Genomic DNA, 12,334 nt, shown 5'->3' on the forward strand with positions numbered 1-12,334 from the left:
CAAAAAAGCCGCGATTTTCGCGGCCTTTAATGAGATAATGTTTCTTTCACCATTACAGTTTTCAACAACCTCTTGCGGGACGATGGCGATTCCATTTCAACGGTTCTACATCTCCATCATATCGTGCCAATAATGGTGCCATCATGTCTTTTGCAGCTTGCGGCCATTCCTCAGGAATCTTAGTCGACATCCCCGCAATAAATCCCTGTACAGGTTCAGTTAGAGCATGCAAATCCGGATGGAACCATAACGTAATGACTGTTCTGCGTTCATTTGATCCATTGGAATGTGAGGCGTGTAATATCCTGGAATCTCCGATGACCAAATCGCCTGCTTTTACTTCCACATTTATTTCATCTGGTCGAAGGGAGAATGCTGGCAGCTCTAGATTGGATGCTTCAGCCAATTGGCTCGAATGAGCTTCTTCTAGCTCAGCATGCAGCGGATTGTCTTTAATATGCGAACCAGGGATGACACGCAAACAACCGTTTTCTGGTGTTGTATCAACCAGATAATACATTAGGAATAATTGCTGGGGCACATCACCGAATCCGTTTGGATCATCCCAACATGCATAGTCATAATGCCAGAATAATCGGGGACTTTGCGGAGGTTTACTTATTACATACCCGCTTGTGAATTTGGGGTCGGCATACCCAAGAGACGCCAGTGCTTCTAAAGCTTTCGGCCATGCAATTAATTCTGCGAAAACAGGATCCACACTTACGCTTATCATACTGCCCGTCGAGCGCTGTCGTTTACTTTCCTCCGCCGATTGTTGAGCCAGCAATTCTTCTGTTACTTGCCGGATTGTATGAAGCAAGGACGGATCGAGCACATCGGGGATTATACAATATCCTTGCGTGAGTAATTGTTCACGTTTATCCTTCGAAATAATTGTTGTCATGATTCCTCTTCCTTCCCCTTTAGCGGCCTCAAGTATGATCTACAAATCTACAAATCTTCAATACCTTCAGTAATCATATCATGCGGTAAATGGCCTACATAGTTAACCATTCGAAGGCTTACCGCTCCATCATCCTCAACATCGACCCGCGCAATTGAAGCATGCGAGAAGGCGAAACGGTTATGATCACATGGCTCGCATCCCAGTAGTACGTTGAGAAAGACGGAACCAAATGCAGCGTGACAAACAACGGCGATGCGGGCATCCTGCCCTTCGTATGTCTTTCGTAGAGCCTCTATCGACAGTCTAGCCCGTTCATAGGTTTTCTCCCGTGTGTCTGCTTCCAATCTTCCCTGCCATACGTCCGGCCAATCAAATAGCTTGCTTGCCTGAACCCCTTGATATACGTCTCCCAGTTGCGACAGCCTAGGATAATGCTCACTTTGAGCCTCTCTTATTGCAGCTGCATGATCGAAGTGGGCCTTATATGTCCCTTCCAGCTCCAATTGACGCATCGCTGGCCAGCCTCTACGATCTGTTTCACACAGGATTGGCCACACGTGCCAAGGAACTTCTGGTTGCCTCTTGTAAATCGCTTCCGCCGTTTGCAGCGCCCGCTGTAATGAACTGGAGTAGATCGCATCCAAGCGTCCCCAGTTTGCAAATTGCTCCCCCGCAAATGCCGCCTGAGCTAGACCGCGATGCCCAAGCGGAGAGTTCGGATGGCCCGGATAATTCGGTTCCTGATCCGCAGGCTGGGCATGTCTGACTATATAGATCCGCATCGACATTGGTGCTCGTAGACCTCCTATTTGGGTGTGCTATCGTACTTGAAGGAGCTAATCTGACATGGATGCTGCAGCCTTCTGCAACACATGAATTACCTTATCGCACCAAATATCGAATTCATTATCTTCTCTCTGATGTTCAGGATGGGCTATTATGTAATCCACAGTACGCTTAATCCCTTGGTCAAAGCGTATCGTTGCTGCAAAGCCGGGAACTAGTCTTTTCAGCTTAGAATTATCAAAGACAACGGAGTTAGCCTTATCTCCAATTAACCCGCCTCGATAATCCTGTTTGCTGCAGGCTGCCAGAAACTCGGATGAAACATGGACTGCTTGAAGCTTGACCCCAAGAGCATCGGCTATTGCCCCGTAGATTTGATTCCAAGTAACCGTTTCATCGGAAGTAATGTGAACGGATTCTCCAATTGCATGAATATTACCCATTAAACCGATAAAGCCTTTTGCAAAATCGCTATTGTGAGTCATTGTCCAAAGGGAAGTTCCGTCACCATGGATAATAACAGGTTTGTTTTCCAGCATGCGTTTGGCTACTTGCCAGCTTCCATTTTTCCCATGGACGCCAAGTGGCAGGGACCGTTCATCATAGGTGTGACTAGGCCTTACGATAGTAATGGGGAACCCTTCATCGCGGTATTTCTTCATCAAGAAGTCTTCGCAAGCGATCTTGTTTCTGGAATATTCCCAATAGGGATTTGAAAGTGGAGTGCTTTCCGTAATGCGATAATCGGATAGAGGTTTCTGGTAAGCAGAAGCGGAACTAATAAAAATAAACTGCTTCGTTTTACCGTGGAACAATCGGAAGTCTCTCTCCAATTGCGTGGGATGAAACGCGATAAAATCCGCCACGACATCAAAGTTCAAGTTGCTGATAAGCTGAGATACTTTAGCTTCGTCATTAATATCCGCTTGAAGGATATTCACGTTAGACGGAAGGCTGTCGTTTCGATTGCCTCGATTCAGGATATACAGCTCACACCCTTCATCCGATAACTGCTTTGTGATTGCCGAACTAATCGTTCCCGTACCTCCAATAAATAACGCTTTCATATCACACCTCCGCAAAGTATGAAAGTTTAGCTCATGACCTTATCGTGCAAATCTAGACATTACTAGTATTCTCTTATGGTTTCGTTACTCCTTTATAGTGAATAAAACTAGCCATTACTTATTGATATAGTCCATTCTTTTTGGCAACTTCAATCGCTTTGTACCCAGAGGGCTTCATTCTTCCATTGGTAATGAGAAGCTCTGCTTTGTCTTTATTTATTTTCGACCAGATGCTCTTAGCCCTACGCGGAGTAAAACGTTGAATCCACATTTTCTCATCAAACTTTTCCTTCTGGCTGTCAACCCATCCGTAACACAATGCGCTTTAAGTGCTTCATCGTAGGATACGGTAACCACACCGGAATTTTTTCCGCCCCTCCGTTAGACGATATTAACGGTTATAACCGATATTGCTGAGCCAGCTCGCTAGAATCAACACCGCTGCTACGGTGTAGACCACATAGTCTTTTCTGCATCCTCCTCCAATTGCACACGCACGCAAACTGTAAAGGATAATACTTCCAAACACACTAAATGTTTCGCAATTGTCTAGAAAAGGATTTCTTAAATACAAATAGCCGCGATATTCGCGGCCTCTAGCGATATCATGTTCTTGTCATGCAGCTTCTTCCGCGGACACTCCGTCTTCCTCTGGTAGTTCCCGTTTTATTGTCGTTTGTTAACTTCAATCCTAATGAACTCCGGTAAATAGCTGGGAGCACATCCTTTTGCTACGATTTCATCTTTGTAAAGACCCGTTTTCTCACCAAGTGTAATACAACGCGCACGATTCTTGTCATCATATACGCCAATCCAGAACGCGGTAAAATTCATCGCCCATTGAACTTCGGGTTCTTCCTGTGTCATTTTCCCATGACATCATCCATGCAATTGTCTTCTTGTGCTTGGTGAGCTAATTAGCCATTAGCCAATCCATTAAGTTATTTCGCTCATCATAAGCGTGAGTCTGCATATCCGTATCGAGCATATTTAGCACTTCTTGTGAAAGGAGTTTTTTATCCATAATCAAGATTGCTAGTAATCTGAGTATAAACTCTTCGGTTGACCAAAGTTCCATAGCCAGCTCGTGGTCGATTTTATGTCCTTCGCGATATTTCTTAAGTCGCCTAGCTTAGTGTTACTATTAATCTGAGGTAGAATGTTTTCTGCTTTTAATGAATGTAATATTTTCGTGCTTTTATTTTCACTCAATTTATACAACTCCTTTATTAAAGCACGGTTTCCTACTATGTCCTTGCCACTAATGAAGTTAATTCACTTCTAGAGCTTGTCTAACCATTTGGACAGCGCCTTCCGATTGTGAAACCGCATCACTTTTGCGGAACTCACGCGCGATACCACGGATTCTAATTCCGGTCGTTCTTTACGAAGAAACATCGTAATTAGATAACGAACCGATAACGACTCGGTGCAGCCTTCGGGAAGCTCGGGCCTTTGAACTTTCCGATACATCCACCATCGCTTCAACCCTTGCCATGCCGCTTGTGCTCCATTGTAGTCAAGATACACGATAAGATCGGCACGCTGCAGCCTAATCCGATCGTCCGGATAAACATACCCTTCGATTACCCAACGATTCTGTTTCACTATGGTTTCATATTCATCATTAAATTGCTCTTCAGCTACTTCTACCCAATTCTCTTTCCAGATTAACGTATCCATATGATAAACAGGTATATTCAACGCAAGGGACAGCTTTCTCGCACACGTTGATTTACCAGTTCCGCTTATACCGATGACCGCTATTTTATTCAAAATCTATTCTACTCCATCTCTCTGACTGTCTGAATATAATGATTCTGACAGTGCCTATTTGTCTGTCGGGGGTTTCAATAGAAATGATTTACTGCGTGCAATTTTTTCCATTTGTTCTAGTATCCTGTTGTCTTTCAAATAACGTGCCCGTTAGTTGAATTAGTTAAGGCTTAAAAGCTAAATTATTTGACCTTCCCAGTCAACTAAAATAAGTTGATCTTTTGAAAGTAAGCACCACTCGATTATTGTCTTTACAAGACCTGGCGTAACGATACGATCATCCCAAATTGGAGTCTGTACTCTTACCCAACCTTTGCGAGGTTGATTGTCTAATCCTCCAAACTCCATTCCCTTTACCACAATGTGCGGTATCTTATCTTGGTCTGATTGTGCCACATGATTAACTTCCGTTTCCCTTTTGAATTAATCCCCATAGGCTGGTAACCTCACTAATTTCATACTATTCACGGCATCATCGGAGTATCCTGCCCCTTGGAGACAAGAGAAAATGGAGCAACTGCCCATGATTAATTGAACAAACGAGCCCGTTAGCGAAATGAGTTGCTACTGTAACACTACCCAATTATCCAAACGTTGGAATCCAACGGATAATTTCCTCGTTTTTACCCATTGAATCGCTTGAAGAACGAGAGGAGAAGAATTGTCAGCTGTTATTTCTTTAATCGGTATCCATAATGCGCCTAGTGAATCTTGTCCTTCAAACATCTCAGGAGTTTGTGTAAGAAAGCCGTCGATAATTTGAACCATATAAAATACGGCAACATGATGAATATGGGAAGTACCCCTTTTGGATAGTTCATATGGAATCAAATAATCACAAACACCTACATTTTCTGTAATCCCTACGTTGACTCCAGCTTCCTCAATGAATTCTCTTTGGACCGCCTCCGTTAAAGATTCATGAGCTTCAATTGTACCTCCAGGTAGGTCATATCGCCCGAAGTATGGACCGCCTCCCTTTTGGATGACTAATAGCTTCTCATCAATTAAACAAATCCCGTATGCACCTAAATGCCGATGCCAATGTTCAATTTTGCTCAATAAATGCACCCCACAGAATCTATCTTAATCCCCTTAATTTCTTCAAATGATTTCCATAATCCTGCTCTTTTAGTTGAACAGGTTAGAAGTGAATAGGCCGCCGATTAATGTTCGGCAGCCTGTACGGGTCGATGAGACGCTTTTTACTTACAAGTTACTCGAGCTTTTAGTAGTAGCATACATCATCACGCTCGCCGCCATGTACGCCGCTGCAACAGCAATGATGAAGATGAGCCAGCCATCATGAAGGCCATTAAACCAATCGAATGCACTCGTTTTGACAAATGAGAAAAATACCACGTTAAACGAGCATCCCATGAGGAGGACCGACCAAATCGATCGCAAGCGGATATACAAATAGCCATACAAGAGACCAAGTGGTATGCCAAGGAGTTGCATGGCGAGTCCACCCGGCTGGAGGGCTGCGATAATAATTGAAACGAGGATCATCGCCAAGAAGACCGTCACATTTCTACGTACTTCGTTAAAGAGAATCCCCATGAACAAGATGATCTCCAGAGAGGTGTTAATGACTGCGGAGACTAAGAGATAACCGGCCGGAACATCAGAATATTGATCAGTGAAGCTTGCCAGCTCACTAACCCCTAGATGGAGAAAAAGTTTGAGGGCAGCGGTGAAGAAGAAGGCAAACCCGATACCGACAGTGACCATATGTACTGTTTGTAGATTTGAGATAGGAAGGTACTGCTGCATCCGTATGAAGCCAGGCGGTGTATGTGAAACCATCAATTTGTATTTCATCTTATAAGCTAGATAGCATAATACGATGGACTGAACCAGTACGATAAAAGCTTGCGCGGGCAACTGTTCTCCTTCCCCGAATGTTCCCCAGCCGACCAGCGGGTTTACTGCCACATTGTAGATCACAATCGAGGCTATAATCATAGCCACATACAGCACTACATTTGCAAGCATGCCAAGGTATTGTCTCATGATTCCAGTCGCCCCCTTAACCGGGTTCCCACATATCGGAGGATCAAGACAACATATTCGAGGAATGGGCTATCTATGCCATGGGTTCGTATAGGCAACCTGATGTATTGAACTATCGTGCCCGTTCGTTTAAACTCCCGAGTTGATCACGAAATAAGTTCTCTATTTACAACGCCTCCACCAACGGTAATTTGATAGCCGTTGAGATCACGGAATGTAAACTCGCTCCAATGATTTGTGTAATTCGGATCTCTAATGATAGTTATATTTTTATCCATAACTTCTTGAGCTATCAAATCAACGGCATTCGTATAACAATATACATCAAAATATTGATCCTCGTATCTAGAACTGATTGGGTTCACCTCATCTTCTTGTTTAGCTTCAATAAGAATGAGAGTCAGTTTCCCTCTCGAAACATGGTGGTGAAGTACCCTATCACCGATCACTTCATATTTGAAGCCTAAATCGGAATAAAACTGAACGGTTTGCTCCAAATTTTTGACTAACAAGACGAACGAGGAACCATTGATGATAATCTCTGTCATAGCGAACACTCCCAAATATGGATTTCTTCAATCAAGATTATCTTCACCTTAAACCCAATAAATTCCTGCTTTGAGTACATCCTTTTCAACAACACTGCCCCGTCAGCAGTACAGGCTGCCGTTTAGTCGGCAGCCTTTTGCTGGCTGCTGTTTCTTCCACATTCGTGCCCATTAGTTTAATGAATCGCCGATCGCCTGCTACGAACAACTCACTCGAAAGAAGCACCATTATTTCATTTGATCCCATAATGGATCGAAATCTTCTTTGCCCATTTGGAAGTACACTTGCGAGTCTGCATAATATAAATAACGGCCGTTCCCAAACAAAACCAACACGACCTCGCTGCCGTCTTCGAGTTTGAGGTATAGCTCCTTAATCTTAAGTGTGTTCCAAATTTCTTTCTGATCCAATACAGATCGTTCTATTGGCTTGGAACTGAGCAGTGCTTTCAAAAATTGGTTCGCACGCTTGTTCCACTTAAGCTCGTTATAATCGTTTCTCAGGTTCCTCGAACTATCGATAGTCTCCCACCTCGCAGAGATAACATGATTATGTAATTTCAATTTATTGAATAAATCTGCTCCACTGGTCAACCTAACTCCGTTAAAACATTCATAGAATACAGCCTGTGTCCTTCCATCTGGCAACGCTTCCAAAGTCATAATTCGAAACCCGCTGTCATAGCCACGTACCGCGTATACAGCTAGTACCCCAATGTTTGTAGTGAGATCCTTAGCAAAAGGTCCCGTGACGCTAGTCCATCCATATGTAGTTCGCCCAAGTTTATCTCCGCGTATCTTTCTTGCGTCCTCATAACTAATCTTGGTGTTGCTGCTAGTGTATACTTTGCCTTTATACATAATCATGCCTATGTAATCAGCCGTGCCGCCCTGAGGAAACGATTCTGGCGGTACGAACGCTGGTATACTAACAGGATCATACGTGACCTGTACATGGTCATTTCGCATAGCAACTACAGTGTACAGCAATATTAACAAGCAAATGGCTCCACTGATACCTAAAGTTAGTTTAGTTTTGCGGGATATCTTGTTTAGATTCGTATCTATCCTTTTCCCTCCTCCTTATAGCTGCGGATCGCAAGCTGCCATAGCATGTTTCATAAAACTTTCGTTTCAACAACTTTCTCTCTCGTCACAGAAGAATTCTAAATAATTCCACGATATATCAATAATTCCTGGTTTTGATTGAACTAAACTGCCCGTTAGTTGAGAAAAAGCACGCAATAATAATAAGAGCTTTGGCGGCATCGCCAAAGCTCTTATTGTTATTGCATATTAATCCAAACACTCTTGACTTCGGTGTAATTGCGAAGTGCATAGTCTCCCATCTCGCGCCCGATACCAGATTGTTTATAGCCGCCAAACGGAGATGCGGCGTCAAACACGTTATAACAGTTGACCCACACCGTCCCGGCGCGGAGACGGTTGGCTACGTAGTGCGCATTTTTAAGATTCTCGGTCCAAAGCCCAGCGGCAAGTCCGTATTCACTGTTATTGGCGCGATCGATTACATCATCGATGGATTCATACGGAATCGCACATATAACCGGACCAAAGATCTCTTCGCGGGCAATGGTCATCGATTCGTCAACGGCTGCAAAGATCGTCGGTTTGACGTAGTAGCCTGCATCGAAGCGATCCTCTCCACCGCAAACAAGCTCAGCGCCTTCTACACGTCCTTGACGAATATAGCCAAGCACTTTCTGCTGCTGCTCCAGCGACACAAGCGGGCCTATTTCCGTATCCGCGTGAATGCCGGGTCCTTGCTTGATTTTTGCTGCGTAGGAGGCCATGTCCGCAACCACATTGTCATACGCTTTCTTCTGCACATATACACGGCTGCCTGCGCAGCACACTTGTCCTTGGTTAAACATCACGCCAGATAGCGCGCCTGGGATGGCACGGGAGAGATCTGCATCCGGCAAAATAATGTTCGGTGATTTACCGCCAAGCTCCAGCGTGACACGTTTGACACTGTCCGCCGCTTGTCGTGCGATAAGTTTACCGACCTCCGTGGATCCAGTGAAGGCGATTTTGTTCACGTCAGGGTGGTTGACAAGCGCCTGACCTGCCGTTTCGCCAAAGCCCGGGACAATGTTAACGACGCCGTCCGGAAAACCGGCTTCTTGAATGAGCCTTGCCAAATAAAGTGCGGACAGCGGCGTTTGTTCTGCTGGCTTCAAAACGACGGTGCAACCCACAGCAAGGGCGGGACCCAGTTTCCAGGCCGCCATTAACAGCGGGAAGTTCCATGGAATGATTTGTCCGACTACTCCGACAGGCTCATGGCGAGTGTAGTTGAAATACTCACCGGCAACTGGAATCGTTTGTCCTGTAATTTTGGTTGCCCATCCCCCGTAATAGCGGAAATGATCTATCGCAAGCGGAAGATCGGCTGCTCGCGTTTCGCGGATTGGTTTTCCGTTGTCTAGCGACTCGAGCTGCGCAATCTCTTCGCGGTTTGCTTCAATTAAATCGGCAAGCTTAAACAAGAGGCGACCACGCTCAGAGGCGCTCATCGTACGCCAAGGACCATTCTCAAAAGCCTGTCTTGCTGCAGAAACGGCCCGGTTAATATCCTCTTCCTTGCCTTCATGCACCTGCGCTAGCGGCTCTCCTGTTGCTGGGTTATAGCTTATGAATGTTTGGCCATCTGCCGAATGTACAAATTGACCATTGATGAAGATGAGCTGTGGCTGTTTGAGTTGATTTTCAATCGATTGATTGACTTTAACTTCCTGTGCCATTTGTTGACATCCCTCCATTTTGAGCTTATATTTTTCACTTCACTCACAAATATATGGGGGAATGTCCCATTTAATAACTTGGCAAGTAACGCAAGTTTCTGATAGCTATTAAGCTATCCTTTCTTACTCCAATATTTGTAGATTGTATAAAAATATTACTTGCTATTAGAATTCAATAATGAGTATCAGTATAAGAAAAGGTAGATTATGAATATGAAAAAATGGCTTTGGACTATAGGAGTGATTGCGTTTCTTAGTCTTATCGGTTTGAGTACTCTCAGCTACATAAACAAATACCCCAAGCTAATTGGTAATGAAGTTTTCAATGTTCGCGTTTTTGATTCACAGTATAATCTCATTGCACGCTGGACTATAGACCCTAAAACAAAATGGTTGTCTGATAATGACAAAGAAACAAGAAAAGCGATGCATCAACTACTTCAACCGTTTAATGACAGGAAACTGGTTAATGGAAAAACGGGGAACTCCAATTACTGGTTTCGAATTGATGCCAGAAAAGGTAACGGATTCAACTATCTTGTATGGCTAAGAGAAGGAGCTCCAGCAGGGTTTGTTGAAAGCACAGATGTTCCACGTTCGTTTGAAAATACGGAGTATTTACCTGGAGAGCAATATTTCGCAATTTCAGAACAACAACGAAATCAACTTCTGAATTACTTAAAGTCAAAACAAGAAAGTACTAAATAATACGTAAACAGGCTGCCGTGTCGGCAGCCTGTTTATGTTACACAATCAGTGCCCGTTAGTTGAAAAATTCATCATCATTATTATCGTAAGCATCTCCTAGTGATTCAAAATCCTCTTCGAGCCAGTACCATCGTTCACCGATATCATTCAATGCAAATATTGAACCTAAGATTGTGCGTATCGAAGAACCCATTCTTTAATTTGAGCAGCTACAACCGCAACGTCGCTAATCGTAGTATCGACAATAGGCATTGGTGGGCTATATTCTTTATCTGCATTATCAACTAACCATTTTGCAAATTCTTTATAGTCCTGAATCATTTCTTCTGGCCAATTTCTTGCACGTAATCGCTTTTCACGAGTTTCATCTTCGCAGTGTAAATTTAGATAATATACATGCTTAAAATAAGGGTAATCAACACATTTTTCAATATCCCATGTCATTGCTGTTCCACATATTATTGTCATTCGTCCACTTTCAGCAGTATTTCGTGCAACCCTAAGCCATACATCTCTTATTTGTTGTTCGTCATTAATTCCTACTTCGCGGAGATTATCGATATCAAAGATATTGAATTCAGGTAATATTTTTCGAAGCTCATCGATAACATAGGTTTTTCCAGATCCACTTGAACCTGTAACAATAAATAAAGGTATTTTTTTCTCCATTAGAGAGTTTTGTTCATTGCCCATATATAGTCCACCTTTTCGCAAAAGTATTATCTAGAAAACAAAATAGTGAGTGGAAATAGAAAAGCAGTGGATGAACAATCGTTCACCCACTGCTTTTTATTCCGTATTCATGCCTAAGAAGAACCGGCTATCGCCGTCCTAATGCATTTCATACGAAAGCAGTAATGATGATATGATTCATAACGGAGTACATGAACAACCTCATATCAAAGCTTACCCTACAAAGATAAGTAGAGTGCTTAGATCACGCTCATGTGCTATTAGGTTAGATTAACCTTTAATTTCCGTCAGAAACACCATCATCATCATCATCACTGCACATATCCCACCATTCAGCTATTTGTAACAAGTATAAGCCATATTTTGGAACAGTCAAGTATAATAATATTCAAGCCTCATTAGATTCCACTGTAATCTGCTGGTGCTACTTCAGATCCCTTTTTAGCCATAACGAAAACCACCTCCTATAGTTTTCATCGGTCAAACCTCTCACCCTCACTGTAATCCTTTTCTTTCCCCGGCTAAGACTCAACCCTATCATTAACCCTGCCCCTTTCTCATACATACAGAAGATTGCAACATCATAATGTTATTCGCAATAACGGGGAAGCATGCTTATTTGCCATTGACCAAACCTACTGCACACGGCGATAATATCTCTCTTAGCGTGTTTTTCGTAGGAGTCTGCCAGGAGTTTGCGGTTCTCCTCATCCAACCGGGTCAGGCCCTCCCATTCCGATGTTTGAGCCTTACTGCCATATCAACCATCCTTTCTGTCGTGCGGTGCTGTTATTTATGACTTCTCCCTCGTTCGTGTCATGAATACGATCTGATCGACGACGACTATGAGCAGCCCCATATTAATGGACAAATCCGCGATATTCATAATCCCTTGTCCAGCTCCGAATTGGAGGTCCGCGAGAACCGCTCGCACCGGAGAAGCGCTCCCATCATAAATTGGTAAGTGACACTTAGGAAGCTGGACAAGGCTAAGTGATTCGACCAGTTTACGAGAGGAAGGTTCACTAATGTGGAAATACGTACGACGACTTTCGTTCATTA

Annotated in this window: 13 protein-coding genes and 1 pseudogene; 1 reads left to right on the forward strand and 13 read right to left on the reverse strand. The window is 43.5% G+C overall.

From position 1 onward, the window contains the following. Positions 1–61 precede the first annotated feature (61 nt). From AC0YNX_RS09630 to AC0YNX_RS09680, 11 genes and pseudogenes are all read right to left on the reverse strand, one after another. Positions 62–907 carry a phytanoyl-CoA dioxygenase family protein gene (locus AC0YNX_RS09630; RefSeq protein WP_475815473.1) on the reverse strand — a complete coding sequence of 282 codons (846 nt, stop codon included), beginning with the start codon at positions 905–907 and terminating at the stop codon, positions 62–64. A 47-nt stretch (positions 908–954) separates the two neighbouring features. Continuing rightward, on the reverse strand, positions 955–1,698 hold the full coding sequence (locus AC0YNX_RS09635; protein ID WP_475815474.1) for a histidine phosphatase family protein: 744 nt from the start codon (positions 1,696–1,698) through the stop codon (positions 955–957). Positions 1,699–1,746: 48 nt separating this feature from the next. Continuing rightward, on the reverse strand, positions 1,747–2,763 hold the full coding sequence (locus AC0YNX_RS09640; RefSeq protein WP_475815475.1) for an SDR family oxidoreductase: 1,017 nt from the start codon (positions 2,761–2,763) through the stop codon (positions 1,747–1,749). 666 nt (positions 2,764–3,429) lie between these two features. After that, positions 3,430–3,975: pseudogene (locus AC0YNX_RS09645) on the reverse strand (DNA alkylation repair protein). Positions 3,976–4,044: 69 nt separating this feature from the next. Beyond that, the gene (locus AC0YNX_RS09650; protein WP_475815476.1) at positions 4,045–4,446 is read right to left on the reverse strand and encodes a P-loop NTPase family protein; all 402 of its coding nucleotides are present in this window, start codon (positions 4,444–4,446) and stop codon (positions 4,045–4,047) included. Positions 4,447–5,103: 657 nt separating this feature from the next. Further along, entirely contained in the window at positions 5,104–5,601 is a 498-nt protein-coding gene (locus tag AC0YNX_RS09655) for an NUDIX hydrolase (RefSeq protein ID WP_475815477.1), read from the reverse strand. A 147-nt stretch (positions 5,602–5,748) separates the two neighbouring features. Next, entirely contained in the window at positions 5,749–6,555 is an 807-nt protein-coding gene (locus tag AC0YNX_RS09660) for a CPBP family glutamic-type intramembrane protease (RefSeq protein WP_475815478.1), read from the reverse strand. A 146-nt stretch (positions 6,556–6,701) separates the two neighbouring features. Further along, complete coding sequence (locus AC0YNX_RS09665) at positions 6,702–7,103, reverse strand: VOC family protein (protein ID WP_475815479.1); 402 nt, start codon at positions 7,101–7,103, stop codon at positions 6,702–6,704. Positions 7,104–7,188: 85 nt separating this feature from the next. Next, complete coding sequence (locus tag AC0YNX_RS09670; protein WP_475815480.1) at positions 7,189–7,332, reverse strand: hypothetical protein; 144 nt, start codon at positions 7,330–7,332, stop codon at positions 7,189–7,191. Next, positions 7,332–7,970: a hypothetical protein gene (locus AC0YNX_RS09675; protein WP_475815481.1), complete on the reverse strand. Its 639-nt coding sequence runs from the start codon at positions 7,968–7,970 to the stop codon at positions 7,332–7,334. The genes AC0YNX_RS09670 and AC0YNX_RS09675 overlap by 1 nt, the downstream gene beginning before the upstream one ends. Before the next feature lie 419 nt (positions 7,971–8,389). Further along, positions 8,390–9,871: an aldehyde dehydrogenase family protein gene (locus tag AC0YNX_RS09680; RefSeq protein WP_475815482.1), complete on the reverse strand. Its 1,482-nt coding sequence runs from the start codon at positions 9,869–9,871 to the stop codon at positions 8,390–8,392. Between the two features lie 213 nt (positions 9,872–10,084). On the opposite strand from AC0YNX_RS09680, the gene AC0YNX_RS09685 reads away from it, so the two are divergent. Further along, entirely contained in the window at positions 10,085–10,579 is a 495-nt protein-coding gene (locus AC0YNX_RS09685; protein ID WP_475815483.1) for a hypothetical protein, read from the forward strand. 165 nt (positions 10,580–10,744) lie between these two features. On the opposite strand, the gene AC0YNX_RS09690 is transcribed toward AC0YNX_RS09685, so the two are convergent. Together AC0YNX_RS09690 and AC0YNX_RS09695 are read right to left on the reverse strand one after the other, a co-directional pair. Continuing rightward, on the reverse strand, positions 10,745–11,272 hold the full coding sequence (locus AC0YNX_RS09690) for an AAA family ATPase (protein ID WP_475815484.1): 528 nt from the start codon (positions 11,270–11,272) through the stop codon (positions 10,745–10,747). 793 nt (positions 11,273–12,065) lie between these two features. Continuing rightward, positions 12,066–12,206 (reverse strand): hypothetical protein, encoded by a 141-nt coding sequence (locus AC0YNX_RS09695; protein WP_475815485.1) that lies wholly within the window; start codon positions 12,204–12,206, stop codon positions 12,066–12,068. Positions 12,207–12,334: the final 128 nt, after the last annotated feature.

The organism is Paenibacillus sp. J31R98 (assembly GCF_056269245.1).